Source organism: Sphingobacterium sp. UBA1498, assembly GCF_002325125.1.
GTDB lineage: Bacteria > Bacteroidota > Bacteroidia > Sphingobacteriales > Sphingobacteriaceae > Sphingobacterium.
In genome coordinates this window covers 131,602-154,164 of record NZ_DCRG01000019.1, presented here as the reverse complement: position 1 = coordinate 154,164, position 22,563 = coordinate 131,602, and the positions used below count along the sequence as shown (strand labels likewise).

Genomic DNA, 22,563 nt, shown 5'->3' with positions numbered 1-22,563 from the left:
TCATGAATACGAAGCACAAACTAATGATCCTGGGGCTCTTCTTCGCGACGGCCTGTCAAGTCCAGGCCCAGGAAAAGTCTATTACCAATACGGGGTCGAGTCCCCAAGCTGTTCAAAACGCAGTTGATATGGGCGACGTGAAATGGACGAAAGGCTTTTGGGCGGATCGTACCAAATCGTGTTATGAGCAGATGGTACCGCAACTCTGGCACGTTTATACCGATGCCTCCATTAGCCATGCTTATCGTAATTTTGAAATCGCCGCGGGATTGGAAAAGGGTGAGCATAGCGGACCATCTTTTCATGACGGCGACTTCTACAAAACATTAGAAGCAGTCTGTGCACTATATGCCCAGACAAAAGATAAAAAGCTGCTTCGGATGATAGATGAAGTGACTCCTGTGATCCGAAAAGCACAACGTACTGATGGCTACATCTATACGAAAGCGACAATTGATCAGGAACGTTCGGGAAAAAATATTGAATTTCAAGATCGTTTGAGCTTTGAGTCTTATAATATTGGACATTTAATGACGGCCGGATGCATACATTACCGGACAACGGGACAACGGGAACTATTGGATATTGCAATAAAGGCAGCGGATTATCTGTATGGGTTTTATAAAAAGTCCAATCCAACTTTAGCCCGAAATGCAATCTGTCCCTCTCATTATATGGGGACCGTCGAGCTTTATCGGACGACCAAAGACCCAAAATATTTAGAATTAGCCAAGCATTTAATTGATATTAAAGGTGAAATCGAAGATGGAACGGATGATAACCAAGATCGCATTCCATTCCGTCAGCAACATAAAGCTACGGGACATGCCGTAAGGGCGAGCTATCTTTATGCAGGTGTAGCAGATTTATGCGCTGAAATTGCAGATACAACGTTGAGCAACCGCCTTTTTGAAATTTGGGACGATGTCACGAAGCACAAGATGTACATTACAGGCGGTCTGGGATCGCTGTATGATGGTACCTCACCTGACGGAACTTCCTATAATCCTAGTGAGGTACAGAAAATCCATCAGGCATTTGGGCGGGATTATCAATTGCCCAACTTAACGGCGCATAATGAGAGCTGCGCAAATATTGGCAATATGTTGTGGAATTGGCGCATGGCAAATTTCACGGGCGATGCAAAATACATCGATGTATTGGAACTGGCACTCTATAACAGTGTGCTGTCTGGGATCAGTTTAGATGGTGACAAATTTTTGTACACCAATCCATTGAGTTATTCATCCGATCTCCCTTTCCAGCAGCGCTGGTCCAAAAAGCGAGTTCCTTATATCTCGTTGTCTAATTGTTGTCCACCCAATATCGTTCGTACGATTGCAGAAGTAGCCAACTATGCTTACGGACTATCCAAAGATGCTGTTGCAGTCAACTTGTATGGCGGAAATGAATTGAATACAACATACCAAGGCAAACATATTTACATTGTACAAGAATCCAGCTACCCATGGGAAGGATCCGCCACCTTTATCCTAAAAGAATTTCCTTCCAGTTATACCCTGAAACTCCGGGTGCCGGGTTGGGCTGGGAAGGTTGAAATATGGAAAAACGAAACGAAAATCGAAGCACCGATGGAGAAAGGCTATGCCATATTAGCTGGATTGTGGAAGAAAGGTGATCGCGTTACCGTCAAACTGCCGATGGAGGTTGCTCTGATGGAGTCAAATCCACTTGTTGAGGAAACGCGTAACCAGGTTGCAGTCATGCGTGGACCGATCGTGTATTGCCTAGAGAAGCAGGATGTGGCTGCGGATGTCAATATCTTTGATCTGAAAATGAAACAGGGTGAACAGTTTGTGCCGAAAAATGAAAATATCTTAGGGCAGGATATTGTCTTGTTGGAAGGAAAAGCCTATCGTACAAATAGCACGAAATGGAATTCACTATACCGTAAAACTTCCGATGGAAAGCCTGAAACTATCCCTGTGCGTCTGGTACCCTATTTTGCTTGGGGAAACCGTGCATTTGGTGATATGAGCGTTTGGATGCCAGTATTTTAATGGGATAAATCGTATGAAGATGAAAACTTATTTTTTTATGATCGTATTCCTATTGGCACAATTGGAGAGCCAGGCGGAAGTCCGTTTATCGGCGCTCTTTACCGATGGAATGGTGCTGCAGCAACAAAGCAAAGTCCCTTTTTGGGGCTGGGCAGAACCGCAGGCAACAATAACCGTACAGACCTCCTGGAATGGGCAGAAATATCAAGCGAAAGCAGATAAACTTGGCAAATGGAAAATTGTAGTACAAACACCTGTAGCAGGCGGTTCTTATCAGATCAAGGTCTCAGAAAAGAATAGCATTGAACTCCATGATATTTTAATTGGTGAAGTTTGGTTATGTTCGGGCCAGTCGAACATGGAAATGCCTTTAAAAGGCTATCCAGGGCAACCGATCCTCGGTAGCACCGAAACGATGATGGATTCCAAAGACGATCAACTGCGTATCTATACCGTGCCTCGCAATCCACAGATTCAGCCCGCAGCTGACAGTAAACCAAGTGTTTGGAAGAAAGCTGAACCGCAATCCGTGGTCGGTTTTAGTGCAACGGCCTACTATTTCGGACGGCAATTGCGCAAAACTTTAGGGGTGCCTGTTGGTTTGATTCATAGCAGCTATGGTGGTTCAACTATTGAAGCCTGGATGGAGGCATCCTGGTTGGCAGATCAGAAAGGTCTGCAGATCCCTAAAGAAGAAGAGGGACTGAAAGATAAAAACCGTATTCCGACCATGTTGTACAATGGTATGATCCATCCTATTGCAGGATACGGTATCCGTGGCATGATTTGGTACCAAGGAGAATCTAACTACGATCGTCCAGAGCAATATGAAATACTATTCCCCCGGATGGTTGAAAAATTCCGTGCGTTATGGGGAAATAATAAACTTCCGTTTTATTTTATGCAAATTGCACCATTTGATTATGCTTCATTGCCGCCTTATCATGTTGGGGGAAAATACAATTCGGCCTATCTACGCGATGCACAACGTAAATCTTTGGATAAAATTCCGTATTCTGCAATGGCCGTCACCTTGGATTTGGGCGAACAGAATTGCATCCACCCATCACATAAACAGCAAAGTGGCGAACGATTGGCCTACCTTGCACTGCATGATAGCTATGGTTTTGAGACGTTAAATCTCAAAAGCCCCCTATATGAAACGTTGGAAATTAAAGGCAGTACAGCGATACTTTCTTTTAAGGATGCACCATTGGGGCTAACATCATATGGTAAAAAAGTGGAGACTTTTGAAATTGCGGGTAAAGATCAGGTTTTTTATCCTGCAGAGGCTGTTTTTAAGGGAAAGAGTATTGTGCTCGTGTCGCCAAAAGTTAGTGAACCAGTGGCTGTGCGTTATGGTTTTAAAAATTTCGTTGTCGGAGATGTGTTTGGAGCCAATGGCTTGCCCTTAAGCTCTTTCCGTACGGATGATTGGTAAATAGAAATGATGATTGAAAAACGTATTATAGGCGTCCTATTTCTAGTAGCAACCTTCTTAAATCCAGCCTGGGCGCAGGAGTTCAACTGGAAGGACTACAATGTAACTTGGTCCAGGCAAAGCAAGAATTCATCTGAATCCATGCCTGTAGGAGGTGGAGATATTGGATTGAACGTTTGGATGGAGAACGGTGAACTACTTGTGTATTTAGGGAAGACCGGGGCATTTGACGAGAACAATACCCTGTTGAAGCTTGGCCGTATTCGACTTCGTCTCTATCCCAACCCGTTTTTGGACGGAAAATTTCAACAGGAATTGCAGTTGGAAAAGGGACACATTGTTCTGAAAGGGGAGAACAGAGGAGTGAAGGCTGAAATATTGGTTTGGGTGGATGTTTTCAATCCTAATGTCCATCTTGAAGTGAGCAGCAACCGGAAGGTTAAGGTGGAAGCAGCTTACGAGAGCTGGCGTTTTCAGGATCTGTTTCCTAAGAAGAAGGAAAATAATGCGAATTCTTGGAAGTGGGCACCGCCAAAACCAGTGGTGACGCCTAAAGATCAGATTGTGGCAGAAGCAAACAATATTATTTTCTATCATCAAAATCAAGCGACTACAGCGTTTGACCTTGTCGTCGATCAACAAGGCCTGACAACCATTAAAGATTCGTTATATAATCCCTTGAAAAATAGGATTTCAGGCGGTCTTTTAAAAGGAGAAGATTTTGTATACGCCGGTGAGCGTGCCGGAACCTATATGAATACACCATATCAAGCTTGGGTACTCAAAAGTAAAGCCGCAAAAACCAATCATGCACTTCAAGTTACGCTTCACGTAGGACAGCAAGCAGACCTAAAGCACTGGAAAGCAGAACTGGAAGATCTGGCTACGCCCAAACCTAGCTTTGTGTCGCTCAAACGGGCGACGGAATCCTGGTGGAAATCTTTTTGGGATAGAAGTCATATCGTTATCCAGCCTGGCTTAAAAGATCCCCATAATGAAGCTTGGCAAGTCGGCCGAAACTATCAGTTGTTTCGATTTATGCTAGCTTGTAATGCTTACGGAGATTATCCAACAAAATTTAATGGCGGTTTATTTACCTACGATCCTGTCACGATCGATAGTACGTTTACGTTCACACCGGATTTTCGGAATTGGGGTGGAGGTACCCATACCGCACAAAATCAGCGCTTAGTGTATTGGCCATTATTGAAGAGCGGTGATTTTGATCTAATGCCGGCGCAGTTTAAGTTTTATCAACGCCTTTTGAAGAATGCCGAATGGCGATCCAAATTTTATTGGGGGCACGCTGGTGCCAGTTTTACAGAACAGATCGAAAATTTTGGTTTACCCAATCCTGCTGAATACAATTGGAAACGGCCCAAAGATTTTGATAAGGGCCTCGAATATAATGCCTGGCTGGAATACGAGTGGGATACGGTGCTGGAGTTCTGCATGATGATACTGGAAACAGAACGTTATAATAAGTCCGATATTCAGACTTATATTCCGTTGATAGAAAGTTGTCTGCGTTTTTTTGATGAGCATTATCAATACCGGGCTCGGCAACGGGGTAGCAAGGTATTGGATGATGCAGGTCATCTTGTACTATATCCTGGCTCTTCTGCGGAAACCTATAAAATGGCCTATAATTCGGCAAGTACAATTGCTGCTTTACAGCAGGTAACCAAGGGATTGCTGGCATTGCCCAAGGGGTATATCAACGCTGAGTCGCGTGGTTATTTTCAGGGGTTTTTAACCAGAATCCCACCTTTGCCACAGCGTGAAATCGGGGGCAAAAAAATGCTGGCTCCAGCGCAGCTATGGGCCCGGATCAACAATACCGAATCCCCGCAGCTCTATCCTGTATATCCTTGGGGAATTTATGGTATCGGTAAAGCAGATATCGATATTGCCCTCAATACGTACACCTATGATCCCGATGTGCTTAAATTCAAAAGCTATGTTGGCTGGAAGCAGCATAATATCTTTGCTGCACGCCTTGGGTTGACCGACGAAGCGAAGCAATTGACCCTCTCGAAACTAAAAAATGCAGAACGGCGATTCCCCACCTTTTGGGGGCCAGGTTTTGATTGGGTTCCGGATCATAACTGGGGTGGTTCGGGCATGATCGGCTTGCAGGAAATGCTTTTGCAGGTAACAGATGATAAAATTTATCTTTTTCCAGCTTGGCCCAAAGATTGGAATGTGGATTTTAAACTACATGCGCCAGGGCAGACTACCGTTGAAGGAAGATTAAAGGACGGTAAATTATTGGAGCTAAAAGTTTTTCCAAAAGAAAGAGAAGCGGCAATTGTCAACCTATTGCAATAGCCGCTTCGAAATTGTTAGCGAAACAACGTCGCGTATTAACCCATTGTAACCATTAAATTGAGCGCTGAAAAACAAGAAAATAGACGTTTGATGCCTTGACTCCTAGGTCAATACACACGATGTCTAAAATATTAATAAAGGGGCTATCCAAGAAGATTGGATAGCCCCTTTTGTTTTTTTTTATACAAAATCGGGTCGTTCATAACAGTGCATAACAGTTCTGAAAAACCAAAGAATTATCTTAGTTGCTAAGAACCTAAATAACGTTTATATGAATGCAGTTTTCGGAGTTATATTTCATTTCATAGGCGGATTCGCTTCTGGAAGTTTTTATGTGCCGTACAAGAAAGTAAAAGGATGGTCCTGGGAATCCATGTGGATTCTAGGCGGACTTTTTTCGTGGATTATTGTTCCGCCCATAGCGGCGATGTTGACGATACCCAATTTTATTGAGATTATTAAAAGTGCGAATAACACGATATTAGGTTACACATTTTTGTTTGGTTTGCTTTGGGGCATCGGCGGTTTAACTTATGGTCTTGGTGTACGCTATCTTGGAGTATCCCTGGGTAGCAGTATTATTTTGGGCCTGAGTATGGTGTTTGGTTCTTTAATGCCCAGCATTTATTATTTTTTTAATAAAGCAGAAGGCAAGCATGGCATAGATTATTTTTTTACAACCCAATCCGGTATTTGTATTCTCCTTGGTCTTTTAGTCTGTGTGCTTGGTGTATATCTATGTGGTAAGGCAGGTGTTTCTAAAGAGAAACATATAACCTCCCTATCCACAGCGAGCAAATCCGATTATAATTTTGGTTTAGGAATTGTAGTAGCTATTGTTTCAGGGATACTAAGTGCTTGTTTCAATTTCGGGATTGAAGCCGGAAAACCCATGGCCGATGTGGCAAATACATTGTGGAAGTCTGTTAATCCAAACCAAGGCGAATTTCTTTACCAGAATAATGTCACCTACATTGTGATACTTTGGGGTGGGTTTACAACAAACTTCCTATGGTGCCTTTATTTGTTGATTAAAAACAAAACGTTTTCGGATTATACGAAATCAAAAGCACCGAGAGGCAAGAATTTCCTTTTATGTGCTTTAGCAGGAACCACCTGGTATTTACAGTTTTTCTTTTACGGTATGGGAGAAAGCCGTCTTGGAAACGGCGCTAGCTCTTGGATCCTACACATGGCCTTTATCATTCTTATTTCCAATGCATGGGGCGTAGTGCTCAAGGAATGGAAAGGTGTCGATCGTTCGACGTATCGTTCAATCATAGGAGGAATTCTAACCATTATCATCTCTATTTGCATTGTAGGGTTTGCGAAGACATTAGAAAATTAATATTTAAATATAGAAGCAGTGAAAACGTACAAACATGTCAATTATTTATGGGACGATGAGAAAGCTCAGGCACTAAGGGGTGATGAAGTAGCTTTGTTATTATATCGTTCAAATATTCTAGGTGCAGATTTAAGAATTACAAATTATGGTGGAGGGAATACATCTTGTAAAGTAGTGGAAAAAGATCCCTTGACGGGAGAAGAAGTAGAGGTGATGTGGATTAAAGGGTCTGGTGGAGATATCGGAACGTTGAAAAAGTCAGGTCTGGCAGCGCTTTATTTACAACGTCTTCGCAATTTGGAAAATGTCTATCGTGGTCTTGAACATGAAGATGAAATGGTTGAGTTATTTAACCATTGTATCTATGATTTAGCATCAAAAGCCCCTTCTATCGATACACCTTTACATGGGTTTCTGCCGTTCAAACATATAGATCACCTCCATCCAGACGCTGCAATTGCGATTGCTGCGGCAAAAGATGGAAAGAAAATAACCCAAGAATTGTTTAATGGAACTATAGGATGGGTGGAGTGGCAACGCCCTGGGTTTGACCTAGGTTTGCAGTTGCGTGCTTGTTTAGAAGAAAACCCAGGTATCCGTGGTATTATGTTGGGCTCACATGGCTTATTTACTTGGGGAGATACGGCTTATGACTGTTATATCAATTCCCTGGACGTCATCGAAGCTTGTGCGGAATATCTTGAGCAAAACTATGGTAAAAAAGCGCCTGTATTCGGGGGGCAGCAAGTAACTAGTCTCAGCAAGGAAGAAAGAAATGCACAAGCAGCCAAACTCGCTCCTATTTTAAGAGGTTTTTGTTCCAGTGAGCGCCACATGATCGGGCATTTTACAGATGATGAGCGCGTATTGGAATTTATCAATTCAAATGATTTAGAACGTTTGGCTCCGCTTGGTACCAGCTGTCCGGATCACTTTTTAAGAACGAAAATTCAGCCGTTGGTATTGAATTTGGATAAATCACAAGATTTAGACAACGTGGAGGAGTTAAAAGCAAAGTTAACGCCCTTATTTGACGAATACCGTGAGATGTACGCGCAATATTATGAAAACTGCAAACATGAAAATAGCCCAGCAGTGCGAGATAAAAATCCGGTAATTGTTCTATACCCTGGAGTAGGAATGTTCGCATTTGCGAAAGACAAACAGACAGCACGCGTAGCAGCAGAGTTCTATACCAATGCAATCAATGTTATGAAAGGAGCAGAAGCAGTGAGTGAGTACACCGCTTTGCCCCGTCAGGAAGCATTCGATATTGAATATTGGTTATTGGAAGAAGCCAAGCTTCAGCGTATGCCAAAGCCAAAAGCTCTGTCAGGGAAAATTGCTTTGGTCACTGGAAGTGGGGGTGGTATCGGTAAAGCGATTGCAAAAAAGATGGCACAAGAGGGGGCTGTTATCGTGTTAAATGATATCAACACAGAACGTTTGGAGTCAAGCAAAGCCGAGTTTGTAGCCGAGTTTGGAAAAGATGCAGTCATCGCTACGAGCCTCGACGTAACCAATGCGAATTCGATCAAAGATGCTTTGAAAGATGCTACGCTAGCATTTGGTGGTATTGATATTGTGGTCAACAACGCCGGATTATCGATTTCGAAAACAATCGAAGATCATACGGAGAACGATTGGGACTTATTATATAACGTACTGGTAAAAGGTCAATTCCTTGTTACTCAAGGAGTGACTTCATTATTAAAAGGCCAAGCAATCGGCGGTGATATCATCAATATTGTCAGTAAAAATGCCTTGGTCAGTGGTCCAAATAATACAGGATATGGAAGTGCAAAAGGCGCACAATTGCATTTAAGCCGTTTATGTGCTGCCGAATTAGGTCCGGCAGGCGTACGCGTGAACGTGGTTAACCCGGACGCCGTTATTTCAGACAGTAATATTTGGGCCGGCGGATGGGCCGAAGGTCGTGCTAAGGCTTATGGTATCACGGTAGCCGAATTGCCGGCCTATTATGCAAAGCGAACTTTATTGAATCAGATCATTCTTCCGGAGGATATTGCGAACGCTTGTTTCGCCTTTGTGGGCGGACTGTTGAGCAAATCTACAGGGAATGTTTTAAACGTTGACGGAGGTGTTGCAATGGCGTTTGTACGCTAATTTTTATATCTTAGGTGTCGCGTTCAGAAAGGGAAATATGGACGCGACACCTCACATTTTTACACAATAACCATTAAATTATGATTCTGGATAAGAAAATTATAGATCAGCACAATAACCAATTATTAGATAAGCATAGAAGGGCATTTGACTACGTGTCGGCAGATATTCCACAGTTAGATGAAATGCTGAATAAACTTCAAAAATTTCAAATTGCCATACCAAGCTGGGCATTAGGTACAGGTGGAACGCGTTTTGGTCGTTTTTCTGGCGCAGGTGAACCCGGTACTTTAGAGCAAAAGCTAGAGGATGTTGGCTTGCTGCATGCGCTCAACAAATCGAGTGGAGCAATTTCGATGCATATTCCCTGGGATATTCCATCAGATGCAGAAAAAATTAAAGCATTGGCATCTTCCCTAGAAATCGGATTTGACGCAGTAAACTCCAATACGTTTCAAGATCAATCAGGTCAGGAGCATAGTTATAAATTTGGTTCATTACATCATGTCGATCCAAGCGTTCGTCAGCAAGCAGTAGATCATAACATCGAAGTTATCAATTATGGTAAAGCTGTCGGTTCTAAAGCCTTAACAGTTTGGTTGGCTGACGGATCATCTTTCCCAGGACAATTGAATTTTAGAGAGGCTTTTCAAAATACCTTATCAAGCCTACAAGAAATATATAAACATCTACCCGAAGACTGGAAACTTTTTGTTGAGTACAAAGCATTTGAACCCCATTTCTACTCCATGACGATTGGCGATTGGGGGCAATCTCTGCTGTTGGCCAATAAGTTAGGTCCCAAAGCATATACACTGGTTGATTTGGGACACCATCTGCCAAATGCAAACATTGAACAAATTGTCTCTTTATTGTTGATGGAAGGCAAATTAGGTGGATTCCATTTCAATGATAGTAAGTATGCAGATGATGACCTGACAGCAGGTAGTATCAAGCCATATCAACTCTTCTTGATCTTTAATGAACTGATCGATGGTATGGATGTGAAAGGTATTGATCATGCCAGCGGATTGGGATGGATGATTGATGCCTCGCATAATCTGAAAGATCCACTGGTAGACCTTTTACAGTCTGTGGAGGCCATTAAGATTGCTTATGCTCAAGCATTGTTGGTCGATCGAAAGGCATTGAAACAGGCGCAGCAAGCAAACGATATCGTGAAGGCACAGGAAATCCTGCAGGATGCATTCCGTACCGATGTCAGACCGCTTGTTGCAGAAGCAAGACGTAGAAGTGGAGCGGCGCTGAATCCCGTTCAATTATTTAATGAAGAAAATTTACGGGCCAAACTTATCGAAGAACGCGGAAAGAATTCCGTCGCTACCGGTTTGTAACGAGGGAAAAGGAATGAGGGGAAAACCAATACCAGTAGTCGCCATATTCGACGTTGGAAAGACCAACAAAAAGTTATTTCTCTTTAATGAGCAGTATCAGATTGTTTTCGAAAGGTCTGCCCGTTTTTTAGAAACTACTGATGAAGATGGTGATAGTTGCGAAAACCTGGAGAGTTTACGTTTGTCCGTTTTCGATTCCTTGCACGAGGTATTTCGAAAAGGCGAGTTTGAAATTAAAGCGATTAATTTTACGTCCTATGGCGCAAGTTTCGTCTATATTGATAAAGATGGTCGGCCTTTAACGCCATTATATAACTATTTGAAAGAATATCCAAAGAAATTGTTGGATTCTTTTTATGCACAGTATGGCGGCAAAGATACCTTAGCGTTGGAAACCTCGTCTCCGAGTTTGGGAAGTCTAAATTCTGGATTGCAGATCTATCGTATATTTAAATTAAAGCCGGCAATATATAAGGAGGTGAAATGGGCATTGCATCTTCCGCAATACCTGAGTTATTTGATTTCAGGCCAAGCATATTCTGATATGACAAGTATAGGTTGTCATACCGCACTTTGGGATTTTAACCAAAATAATTACCATCAATGGGTGCTTGATACAGGCATTATTCAAAAAATGGCACCTATTGTGCAGGGTGACCAATTGTTCAGGGCAACATTTCCTGGCAGTGGTTATCTTGTAGGCAGTGGGCTGCATGATAGTTCTTCGGCTCTCATCCCATACTTGTTGAATTTTCATGAACCTTTTGTGTTGATTTCAACGGGTACCTGGTGCATTTCATTCAACCCATTTAACGAACAACCGTTGACTAAAGAAGAGCTGAATGAAGACTGCTTACAATATATGACTTACACCGGTAAACCAGTTAAAGCATCACGCCTATTTGCGGGTTATGAACATGAAGAACAAGTCAAACGTATTGCAAATTTCTTTCAGGTTTCAACGGGCAAGTTCAAGCAAATTGGGCTGCAATGGAATATTATAGAAAAATATCAAGCGTTAGATATATCGGATGAGCTGTCGGCTTTTTCATCCATTGATTTGAGCCATTTTAATGATTATACCGAAGCTTATCATGTTTTTATGATGCATTTGGTAAAAGCACAGATCAAAGCAACCTCTTTGGTGTTACAGAACAACGGTGTTCAACGCATATTCGTTGATGGCGGATTTAGTAAAAATATAATATACATGACGCTATTGGCCCAAGCTTTTCCAAATAGTGAGGTTTTTGGAGCGTCAATGGCACAGGCTACGGCACTAGGAGCTGCCTTGGTCATTCATGAGCATTGGAATACGCAGGCTATGCCAAATGACATGATCGAGTTGCGCTATTTTAGGGCCAAACAGCAAACGCATATATAAAAGGTAGTTTGTGCAAATAAGAATCTAGTTTTTTTTATTGGTTATCGTGAAAGGTCAGGCACTTTGTTGTCTGGCCTACTTTTTATTTTCTAGCGTATGAGCAAATAACCAGTAAGAGTTTATCGCCACTTTAACAATATTAAAAAGGGATTCCAAACGGGGAGTAAAGTCCTGAACAGTTGGCGAGCAGGAAGAACTGGGAAAATTAAATTTGAGATTCCAAATTATAAAATTTAAAGATGAAGAAAGTTGCAACGGTTGTTTTTTTTGTCCTGTTCTGCCGGGGCTTGTTCGCCGAACAGATTGTGAAGGAATTTAGCTTTGGTGATACTAAAAAACAGCGGGCTGTAGTTGCGCTAAAGGAAGCCCTCCCGTATACGGAGGCCAAAGGGTATGGCTTTGAATTTTTTACAGAAAAAAATGTAAGAATCGATCGAAAGAGTAAACATCTTTTTAGCGATAAACCATTCTACTTTTCTGTGAAAGTTCCTGAAGGGAATTACAAAATTACGATTAGTTACGATGGCTTAAGCGATAAACCCTACCAGAGCACGGTGCGGTCAGAATCGCGTCGCTTACAAATAGAAAATCAGGAAGTAGTGCCAAATAAATGCGTACAGAAAACGTTCATCGTACATCTCAAAGATCCCAAGATCTCATCAGGCGGAAGGGTGGAATTGAAGAAGCCCCGGGAGCAGCAAAAGTTAGACTGGGATGATAAGTTGACTTTGGAGTTTCAGCAAACGAATTGTATTTCGGCTATTCGCATTGAAGCGATGAGCAATGTCACAACGGTCTTTTTAGCAGGAAATTCTACGGTCGTGAATCAAGAAGATGAGCCATGGGCTTCTTGGGGACAGATGATTCCCCGCTTTTTCGATGCAGGCGTTGCTATTGCTAATCATGCCGAATCTGGGTTAGCATTAAGTTCGTTTTTATCCTCAAGAAGATTGGAGAAAATTTTATCTGTAGCCAAAAAGGGAGATTATCTATTTATCGAATTTGGGCACAATGATCAAAAGCAAAAGGGAGAAGCTGCTGGAGCATATAAAGGTTACAGTGAACGATTGCGTTATTTTGTCAATGAATTTAGAGCAAAGGGTGGTATTCCCGTTATTCTCACTTCGACAGCACGACGTTTATTTGATCAACAGGGAAATTTAGTTCATACTTTAGGAGACTTTCCAGATGCTGCACGTAAAGTTGCGGCAGAACTTCAAGTCCCTTTGATCGACCTTAATAACAAGACCAGTATATTTTATGAAGCATTGGGCGTTGAAGGTTCCAAGAAAGCATTTGTTCACTATCCCGCTTCTACTTTCCCAAATCAGGAAAATGCATTGGCTGATAATACCCATTTTAACCCGTATGGTGCTTATGAGATTGCAAAAATGGTATTAATGGGAATTAAAGAAAATAAGCTTGTTATTTCCGGTAATATGGTAGATTTTAACGGGTTTGATCCATACCACCCCGATGATTTTAAGACTTGGTATTGGCCTCCAAGTTTGATCAATAGTGTTATAAAGCCAGATGGCAATTAGGTTTCTATAATATCGTATTAAAGCCGAACAACATATTTGTTCGGCTTTTTTAATGGCAGAATGACGTATCCAAGCAGGATAGAGCAGGTTGGCAAAAATTTGTTTTAGATATATATTTGTTACACCAATTATGAACCGCAAAAAGACAAACTTTCGCGTCATAAAACTTATTGTTTGAGCTCTCTGATCTAGAATTTGCCGTAATTCGTTATTAACCCAATTGCTGACCTAATACATTTGCTATGTTATCATCCAAATTTAACCTGTTTTGGATTGCACTATTGACGACGATAGTTTCGTGTCGGAAAGAAGCCTTTGACGCCTATTATGGAAGACCAGATTGGCTTGCAAGCCCAATTTACCAACAGCTCGATTCGATGGGCGATTTTAAAACGTATTTGAGCTGTATTGAATTGTCAGGTTATAAGAATACACTTGGAACTGCAGGATCATGGACGGTTTTTGCTCCCACAGATCAAGCTTTTGATCAGTTTATGCAGGAAAATGGTATTAGTAATGTATCAAAGATTGATGCACAACTGGCCGAGAAGATTGTGCGTTCTTCGATGATTTATGATGGTGAGCGGCTGGAGAAGTTGAACGATTATTTTTCAGCAAAAGGCTGGCAACAGGGTTTTGCTTTCCGACGCCGGTCTGTGTACTATGACTTTGTCGAGAAAGAAGATGTAGGGAACGGAAAAATTAGACGGTTTATCTCAACAAATCGTGGCCCTAATATAGCTTATGCCATTTCCGACAACAATAATAAACATATTAGTTATTTTTTTAAGGATTACATGAGCCAACGTGGTTTAGGAGCTATGGATTACCAATCATTTTATCCAACGAGTGTTTACACGGGATTGAATATCGGAGCTGCTCAAATTGATCCTAAACGAAGTAATATCTCTGCAGAGAACGGCTATATCCATGTCGTCGATAAAGTTTTGGTCGCCGACAAAAGTATCGATCAGTACCTTCGTGACAATAAGAGTTATTCAGCCTTTAAATCAATTCTAGATTTCTTCAGCACCTATACGTACAATGCAGAGATTACGCGAAAAAATGAGGTCCTAACAGGCGAAAAAGATTCTGTATTTGTTAAGAGTTATACTGGAATTGGCTTGGCAGTCAACAATGAAAATTATGCGAAGGAAGATCCCAACGACGCACAAACCAATAATATTTCGATCACAGTGCCGAACAATGAGGCGGTTAGTAATTATGCTAAACGTGTATTATTAAAATATTACCCTCAAGGAACAACATTAAAAGATCTTTTTTATACCAATCCTACTGTCTTGACGGAATTTGTAAATTCTCATTTGTACAATACACAGGTTTGGCCATCCCAATTTGCTCAAGCACAAAACTTTGTCGGTGAATTTTCTAAAGTGACAACCGCAAATATCAAAGAAATGAAAATGTTGAGTAATGGGACATTTTACGGTACAGATGCCTGTCAGGCCGCCAATGTTTTCCATTCCGTATATGGCAATGTGTTATTGGATCCTAAGTATAGTTTTATGCGTCGCGCATTGGAGCGTATGAGCATGAATCTAACGCTGAAAATCCCAACGATCCGTTATATGCTGATCTTAGTATCAGATAAGAAGTTATATGAAATGGGGTTTGACTATGATTCTTATAATACCTCAGATCCAATTCGGTTTAATGGTGGAAATGGTACTCCAGAAATGCGGGAGGTGCTGATGTCTCATATTATTCCCTTAGGAAATGATCCTATCCCTGATTTGTCTGGAAACGGAATCCTGGAAAGTTATGCAGGCGAATATGTGAAATTTTCACAGATGAAGATGTCCTCCAGCGGAACAATGGATATCGAATCCGGACCACAGCAAATTCCTGTGGACTCCATTAATATAGGAAATCAACTCTCAGGACCATTAAATGGAGTTGCAGTCTATCTCAATGGAGGATTGACTTCTTCTAATACCAATATCGGCTTCTTTCTCAAAAAGTTGGGAGCTGATCAAGCCGCCTCTCCATTTAATTCATTCTATAAATATCTAACTGCAAATGCTCTGTATTCTGCCACGGATGGCGTTATAAAAGGAGTGGAACTAGGGTTAAACTATACCATGTTAATCCCGAATAATGCAGCAATAGCCAGTGCCGTTGCAAATGGTGATTTACCAAGTTCAATAGCCCCAACGGCGCAAGCAGACATTGACAAAGTAACGCGATTTATTCAATACCATATTACACGCAATTCATTTGCTATCGACGGTAAAAAAACAGGGTACTTCCAGTCGCTTTGTAAAAATGTTGAAGGTGACGCGCAGTCCATGCAGGTGTCTGTCAATCAAATAAATAAGTTGCAGGTGGTCGATAATCTAAACCGTACCATCGATGCTGATGTCGACCAAAGCAATCAGCTGGGGCAGCGCGTATTGATTCATTCTCTCAAAGGGTATTTAAAGCATGGCCTGTAATCTAAACGAATTGATGATGAAACAGATAACGAATTTAATATTAATAGGCTGTATGGCGTTGTTGCTTTTCTGTAGCCGAAAGACATATGCGCAGACAAATGGGGTTCTGCTGACCGGTAAGGTGACGGAAAAAGGAACTAAACAGCCGATCGTGGGTGCAACAGTTGTGTTAAAAGATAATGATAACCGCACAATTGTAGGAACGACTACAGATGTTGAGGGTAACTATAGTCTTAGAGCTAGGACGCAAGGCTTGAAACTAGCGGTTTCATACACGGGGTATAAATCTTCAGGCACTATCACCGTAGGGGATAGAAAAACGATCAATGTGCAGATGGAATCGACAAATAATGTGATTGATGAGGTTGTTATCTCGAAGTCCAAACCTGTCAATGACGGAACTGGCATGGGGATTTCGAAAGAACGAAATACAGCTGCAATTTCAACCATCAGTATGGATGAGCTGTCCGAAATGCAATCTGTATCTGTCGATCAAGCCTTGCAGGGAAGGCTGCCGGGTGTGGATATCACAACGGTATCAGGAGATCCCGGAGCTGGGATGCAGATCCGCATCCGAGGTACATCTTCTTTAAACGGAGCAACAGATCCATTAATTGTGGTTGATGGAATGCCTTATGACATAACTATTCCAGACGATTTTAACTTCGCAACCTCTGATGATAATGCGTATGGGCAACTTTTAAATATAGCCCCATCTGATATTCAGGATATCTCGGTATTGAAAGATGCTGCCGCAACTGCTGTTTGGGGATCGCGTGGAGCAAATGGAGTATTGGTTATTACAACTAAACGCGGTACTGTAAGCGCTCCAACATTGGGATATACCTTCAAAGGATCTGTTTCAAAGCAACCCGAATCGATTCCGTTATTGAATGGTGATCAGTACTCGACCTTATTATCCGAAGAATTCTACAACGCAGGTAAGGTTTTTTCTACGACAGACAATGCCCAGCAGTTCCAGTATGATCCAAACAATACCTATATCTATCACAACTACAGTAATAATTCCAACTGGGTAGATGTCATTACTCAATTGGGCTATTTTCAAGATCATAATCTCCAGGTGCGTGGGGGGGGCGAAAAGGCACGTTATTTGGCCTCAATAGGTTACTTTAATCAAGAAGGAACAACGATTGCTACAGGTTTAAACCGTCTATCTGCCCGGATCAATCTAGATTATGTCGTTTCTGAGCGAATCGGCTTTCAGGCGGACGTCTCTTATAGTCACGTTGACAACGATAATCTATATCATTCCAATGTGCGGGATATTGCCTATCGCAAAATGCCCAATCAAGCCATTTGGGAATATGATGAGTACGGTAATCCAACAGGTAATCTTTTTAATCCCTCTACCTCGGCCCAAGGTTATTATCCTGGCACCTATAATCCCCTATCCATGGTTAACAATTCGATCGCCAAACAATTGGGAGATATCTTACAAACGCGGTTTAATGTGGATTATAAGTTAATACCGAATACTTTACGCTTTGTGAGTACGCTAGCTTTGAATATTAAAAACAACAAGACCAAACTCTTTCTACCTCAGTTGGCAACAGGTCGGCCGTTTACAGAAAATACGGTGAATAGGGCATCGGACTCGGATTTGGACGAATTTTCACTCAGCACAAATACCCGACTTCTATTTACGCCCGTACTAGGTGAAAACCACCAGCTCACGGCCAATCTATCTTTCCTGACTTCAGATTATCGCTATACAATACAAGGACTTAGCTCGACAAATACGGCATCGTCTTATCTGCAGGATCCAAGTGTACCGTCGCGGACTCTGACAGGATATGCCCAATCAGTTTCGTCGCAATCGCGTTCAGTCGGAGCTTTGATGCAGGCGAACTATATGCTCAACAAGAAATATGTTTTCGCCGCAAGTCTGCGTGGTGATGGCAACTCAAAATTTGGCCCTGATAATCGGTATGGACTATTTCCTGCATTCTCGGCCGCTTGGCAGATCGGAAGGGAAAATTTCTTGAAAGATGTTAAAGCCATCAAAGATATCAAGCTAAGGGCGAGCTGGGGACGCAGCGGCAATGCTCCTCGCCGTGATTATACTTATATCAATGTATACAGCACCAATGACTATGCCTATTTGAATGAGAACGGGGTCTATTCGAAAAATATAGAATTGTCGGATTTGAAATGGGAAACCGTGACACAGCAGAATTTGGGTATGGATGTAGAGCTGTTCGACTACCGTTTGATGTTTGGCGGGGAGATTTATAAAAATAGAACCACAGATCTGATGATGGACAATATCCAGATTCCGACCTACACTGGGTACAGTGGGTTGTCAATGAATGTAGGGACGATGGACAATGACGGTTGGGAGGCAAATCTCACCGTGGTGCCCATTCGTAGTAAAAAGTGGGATGTGAGTTTTACTTTTAATATAGCACATAATCAGAATGTGATCCGGGAGATATCACCGCTTTATCCCCGCGAAAATGCCAAATCATCATTAAGGAATAAAGCGTTTTTCACCTATTTCCAGGAGAATAATCCGTATGGATCTTTCTATGGCTTCCGCTATTTGGGCGTTTACAAGGATCAAGACGCAACCATTGCAAAAGATGCACAAGGGAATGCCATTTCGAGTCCCGATGGAGAGACAATTTATATGCGTTTTAATTACCCTACGGTCGATTATGTATTCCAGGCAGGAGATGCTATGTATGAAGACATCAACCATGATGGTGTAATTGACCAAAAGGATATTGTCTATTTGGGCAATAGCAATCCGAAGCTTACGGGCGGATTTGGATTTAATGTGGGATATAATAAACGATTGAAATTAAGCGCTTTTTTTAACTATCGACAAGGGTCTCAAATTATTAATGGAACTAAAATGAATACGACAGATATGCTTGGGTATAACAACCAAAGTACAGCTGTATTGCGCAGATGGCGTAAAGAGGGTGACGTAACCGATATTCCGCGAGCTTTGTTTGGCACTGGATATAATTCTTTAGGATCAAGCCGATATGTCGAAGACGCCTCATTTTTACGGCTTCGCACAGTCACTCTGAAATATGATTTTGCGAAAGAATTCTTACAACGGTTTCATATCGAGGGGCTGGGAGCTTATGTGACAGTAGAAAATATTTTTACGTTAACGAAGTATACCGGTCAAGATCCTGATGTGGCCGTAAAGTTAAAGGATGCATTCACTGTCTTAATGGATAATTCAATGACACCACCATTAAAAACAATTACACTAGGCATTACAGCACGTTTTTAAAACAAGGTTATGAAAGCAACAATCTTATGGAGTTTAATTGCTGCAGGTAGCATTTTACTCAATTCTTGTAATAAATGGCTGGATTTACAGCCGCAGGATGGAATCACCAGGGCAGAATTTTGGAAAACAAAGGAAGATGTCCATGCCGCCTTAATTGGGATTTATTCTTCCCTTAATTCGGGTGCTGTGGAACAGCAGTTGTTTACTTGGGGCGAACTGCGTGCCGATCTGGTAGCCTTGACGACTTATGCAAGCGATGACAACCGTTTAGTAAAAAATTATAATATTTTAAGCACCAATGTGATTGCAGATTGGAGTGCTGTCTATACGGCGATAAACAATTGTAATCTTTTGATCGATTACGCAGGTCAGGCAAAACAGGCAGATCCTACTTTTTCAGATGCCGAATACAATACCGACTTGGGAGAAGCATTGGCTGTTCGCAGTTTTTTGTATTTCTATTTAGTACGTACTTTCCGGGATATCCCATTAAAACTAAAAGGCACGGCAAAAGATACAGATGTTGTTTCTGTAGGACAATCCAGTGCAGATGAGGTACTCAAACAAATCGAGAAAGATCTCTTGCAGGCATTAGACTGGGTCCCCGAATACCATGTAAGCAGTACCGTTTATAATGCAACAAATGCGGGCCGGGTGACCAGGCCGGCTGTACGGGCAATGTTGGCTGATCTCTATCTATGGATGGAGAAATACGATAAAGTTGAAGAACAAACGTCAAAAATTTTGGAAACCGGTCGATACAATTTAATTGGAGCTGCTCTTCCCGAGCTCTTTGATGGAGGTACGATGGAAACCATCTTGGAGCTGAGTCATAAAAACTCGAAAGAAAATCTTCTGTATAATCTTGGTGCGATTGCGCGCCGCCCCTATACCGCCAATGTCGATATCCTGAATAACGAAATTTTTCCGGCAAATGAGACCGTTGATATCGATTTGTCTGACAGCCGTGGTGAAGGGATTCTATATGGAGTATCAGGAGATATGCGAAAATACGGTACAGAATCACCTAGTTACTATAATTTTCAACTCTATCGGATATCCGATGTCATGTTGATGCGCGCTGAAGCATTGGCTGAATTGGGTCGCGGTGTAGAAGCATTGACACTTATTGAGGATTTGCGAACTAAACGTAAAGCCCTACAAGCTACGAATCCGAATATCGAAGCGACCGATTTGGACGGAATTATTTTGTTTGTCTTTGCTGAACGTGCTCGGGAACTGACATTCGAAGGTAAACGTTGGTTTGACCTTTTACGCCTGGCCAAAAAGGATAATTACGCCAATATCAATGTGCTCGTGGATCTGGTGACTAAAGTTGTTGATGCTAACGTTCGTCAATCTGCTATTAATAAAGTACGCGATGTAGATAGCCATTATCTTCCCATCCTAGAGACCGAACTCTTCAAAGATCCACGGTTGAAGCAAAACCCATTTTACCTAAAATAGATCATGATGAAAAGAAATTTTAGAAAACAGTATTGGCTGATCGGGACATGGTTTGTCTTGGTTATAGCGGTTACATTTGCCTGTCAAAAAGAAAAATATCGAATTTCTACCTCAGATGAAGTTAATATTACGGGCTATTTGGAGGCAAATGAAACTGATTTTTCCTTATTGACCGAAATATTATACCGTTCGAAAACAGCTGGTTATCTTGGCGCCTACGGTACTTACACACTTTTTGCGCCCAATAATGAAAGTATCAACACTTGGATCAAGGCGAATGGAAAAGCAGCATTGAGTGATTTTACCGATGAGCAGCTATTGGATTTTGTCAAATACCATGTGGTTCGAGATACGGTAGGCAGTACGCGGTTTACCGATGGTAAAATAAAAACAGCAAGTTTACTGGGTGAATTTTTATACACAGATGTGCAAAATGGAGTCTATCGAATTAATAAATCGGCCAGAATTATCAGATCCAATATTAGCTGTGGTAACGGTATCATCCACTCCATTGATAAGGTATTAGTTCCACCAGCACAGAGCCTTGCTGAATTGATAGGAACAAATCCCCGTTATTCCATTTTCGCCGAGGCTTTAAAAGAGACGGGTTTTTATGATACGTTATCTTATCAACGAGGAGAATCTGTGGCGGATGGAAAGCGTTTTCAGACCGCAATTGTGGAGTCGGACTCTGTTCTGCGGTTACAAGGGATCACAAGCTATGCGGAAATGAAATCGGCTTATTCGCAAACTGGTGATGTGAAAAACCATAAAGATAGTTTGTGGCTATATGTAGCCTATCATTTAAGCAACGACATCAAGTTTTTGGAAGATATCGTTGCTGCAAATACAATTTATACTTTGGCTCCAAAAGAAATTATCTCGACAAAATTAGTAGGTGCGCAAATTTTATTGAATGACGATGTATTTAATGGCGTTCATGAAGCCGGCGCCGAAATCAACAGGGTACAGAGTGATGTGCTGGCGTCCAATGGCGTCCTGCATGAAGCAAAACAAACCTTTAAGATCAAAGTTCGTCAACAGGTGCCTGTTTATTTTGATATTGCCACTTCTCCAGAGTTAACAAATGCATTGGGAAGTACCTATTTGAATAGCAATAAGGCATTGGTAGCCAATGGTGCAACGATAGCCAATTCTTTTGCCTTTAATAGTTTAACGGTTTCAACCATTGGTACGAACGGATATTACTATTACAAAGCTTTAGAAACGAAGCGTCCCTATGCAAATGGTGACCTTTTGAGTCTTTCGCTATGTGCAAACAATAGTGCGCGGGCAAAATGGATAGAATTTAAGACGCCATATCTCGTAAAAGGCCGCTATAAAGTGTGGATTTGTTATGCCCAGCATGGGGATGCACCTGAGATTCAGGCGACATTCAATCCTGGAAAGGGGGATGAACAGATCCTTCCCAATACGATCATATTGAATCAAAGTCTCACCGCATCAGGTGTAAGCGACCTCGCGAATGCAAACGCGGATAATCTGATGCTGGCACAAGGGTATAAGCGTTACATGGCAACTGTAGGCGATTTTAATCCAAATAATATTACCGGCGGACTCAAAGCAAAATCTGGCGGCGAAGCTCCTTTGAACGTGGGGCGTTTGGCTGGTATTATCAATGTGGAGACTACTGATCGACATATCATCCGTTTTGAAGCGATCAAAGATAAAAAATGTGCTAATAATACGGTCTATCTGGACATGATCCAATTTATCCCTGCTGATGATCTCGAGCAAAATTATCCGAGATTCCATCAGCTTACAGGCGAGCTTTTTTATAGACCAAAATAATAA

At 41.8% G+C, this 22,563-nt stretch carries 12 protein-coding genes; all 12 read left to right on the top strand.

Translation table 11 applies throughout. The features are described 5' to 3' along the window. Positions 1-2: 2 nt before the first annotated feature. Positions 3-2,021 carry an aceric acid hydrolase gene (locus B3139_RS11025; RefSeq protein ID WP_293882928.1) on the top strand — a complete coding sequence of 673 codons (2,019 nt, stop codon included), beginning with the start codon at positions 3-5 and terminating at the stop codon, positions 2,019-2,021. Positions 2,022-2,040: 19 nt separating this feature from the next. Continuing rightward, positions 2,041-3,462, top strand: coding sequence for a sialate O-acetylesterase (locus B3139_RS11020; RefSeq protein ID WP_293882925.1), 1,422 nt, complete (start codon positions 2,041-2,043; stop codon positions 3,460-3,462). A gap of 6 nt (positions 3,463-3,468) precedes the next feature. After that, complete coding sequence (locus B3139_RS11015) at positions 3,469-5,793, top strand: DUF5703 domain-containing protein (RefSeq protein WP_293882922.1); 2,325 nt, start codon at positions 3,469-3,471, stop codon at positions 5,791-5,793. Between the two features lie 271 nt (positions 5,794-6,064). Next, entirely contained in the window at positions 6,065-7,141 is a 1,077-nt protein-coding gene (gene rhaT, locus B3139_RS11010) for an L-rhamnose/proton symporter RhaT (RefSeq protein ID WP_209578225.1), read from the top strand. A gap of 18 nt (positions 7,142-7,159) precedes the next feature. After that, positions 7,160-9,268 (top strand): bifunctional aldolase/short-chain dehydrogenase, encoded by a 2,109-nt coding sequence (locus B3139_RS11005; protein ID WP_293882917.1) that lies wholly within the window; start codon positions 7,160-7,162, stop codon positions 9,266-9,268. Positions 9,269-9,348: 80 nt separating this feature from the next. Continuing rightward, the gene (locus B3139_RS11000; protein WP_293882914.1) at positions 9,349-10,623 is read left to right on the top strand and encodes a TIM barrel protein; all 1,275 of its coding nucleotides are present in this window, start codon (positions 9,349-9,351) and stop codon (positions 10,621-10,623) included. Between the two features lie 13 nt (positions 10,624-10,636). Next, on the top strand, positions 10,637-12,007 hold the full coding sequence (locus B3139_RS10995; protein WP_293882938.1) for an FGGY-family carbohydrate kinase: 1,371 nt from the start codon (positions 10,637-10,639) through the stop codon (positions 12,005-12,007). 239 nt (positions 12,008-12,246) lie between these two features. Next, the gene (locus B3139_RS10990) at positions 12,247-13,551 is read left to right on the top strand and encodes a rhamnogalacturonan acetylesterase (protein ID WP_293882910.1); all 1,305 of its coding nucleotides are present in this window, start codon (positions 12,247-12,249) and stop codon (positions 13,549-13,551) included. Positions 13,552-13,793: 242 nt separating this feature from the next. Beyond that, on the top strand, positions 13,794-16,007 hold the full coding sequence (locus B3139_RS10985) for a fasciclin domain-containing protein (RefSeq protein ID WP_293882907.1): 2,214 nt from the start codon (positions 13,794-13,796) through the stop codon (positions 16,005-16,007). A gap of 13 nt (positions 16,008-16,020) precedes the next feature. Next, positions 16,021-19,281, top strand: a complete 3,261-nt coding sequence (locus tag B3139_RS10980; RefSeq protein WP_293882904.1) for a SusC/RagA family TonB-linked outer membrane protein — start codon at positions 16,021-16,023, stop codon at positions 19,279-19,281. A gap of 9 nt (positions 19,282-19,290) precedes the next feature. Next, the gene (locus tag B3139_RS10975; protein ID WP_293882901.1) at positions 19,291-20,748 is read left to right on the top strand and encodes a RagB/SusD family nutrient uptake outer membrane protein; all 1,458 of its coding nucleotides are present in this window, start codon (positions 19,291-19,293) and stop codon (positions 20,746-20,748) included. Positions 20,749-20,751: 3 nt separating this feature from the next. Further along, the gene (locus B3139_RS10970; protein WP_293882898.1) at positions 20,752-22,560 is read left to right on the top strand and encodes a fasciclin domain-containing protein; all 1,809 of its coding nucleotides are present in this window, start codon (positions 20,752-20,754) and stop codon (positions 22,558-22,560) included. Positions 22,561-22,563: the final 3 nt, after the last annotated feature.

Excerpts from the sequence above, each read along its gene's own strand:
- B3139_RS11025 (WP_293882928.1), top strand. The coding sequence starts at position 3 with ATGAATACGAAGCACAAACTAATGATCCTGGGGCTCTTCTTCGCGACG.
- B3139_RS11020 (WP_293882925.1), top strand. The coding sequence starts at position 2,041 with ATGAAAACTTATTTTTTTATGATCGTATTCCTATTGGCACAATTGGAG.
- B3139_RS11015 (WP_293882922.1), top strand. The coding sequence starts at position 3,469 with ATGATGATTGAAAAACGTATTATAGGCGTCCTATTTCTAGTAGCAACC.
- rhaT (WP_209578225.1), top strand. The coding sequence starts at position 6,065 with ATGAATGCAGTTTTCGGAGTTATATTTCATTTCATAGGCGGATTCGCT.
- B3139_RS11000 (WP_293882914.1), top strand. The coding sequence starts at position 9,349 with ATGATTCTGGATAAGAAAATTATAGATCAGCACAATAACCAATTATTA.
- B3139_RS10995 (WP_293882938.1), top strand. The coding sequence starts at position 10,637 with ATGAGGGGAAAACCAATACCAGTAGTCGCCATATTCGACGTTGGAAAG.
- B3139_RS10990 (WP_293882910.1), top strand. The coding sequence starts at position 12,247 with ATGAAGAAAGTTGCAACGGTTGTTTTTTTTGTCCTGTTCTGCCGGGGC.
- B3139_RS10985 (WP_293882907.1), top strand. The coding sequence starts at position 13,794 with ATGTTATCATCCAAATTTAACCTGTTTTGGATTGCACTATTGACGACG.
- B3139_RS10980 (WP_293882904.1), top strand. The coding sequence starts at position 16,021 with ATGATGAAACAGATAACGAATTTAATATTAATAGGCTGTATGGCGTTG.
- B3139_RS10975 (WP_293882901.1), top strand. The coding sequence starts at position 19,291 with ATGAAAGCAACAATCTTATGGAGTTTAATTGCTGCAGGTAGCATTTTA.
- B3139_RS10970 (WP_293882898.1), top strand. The coding sequence starts at position 20,752 with ATGATGAAAAGAAATTTTAGAAAACAGTATTGGCTGATCGGGACATGG.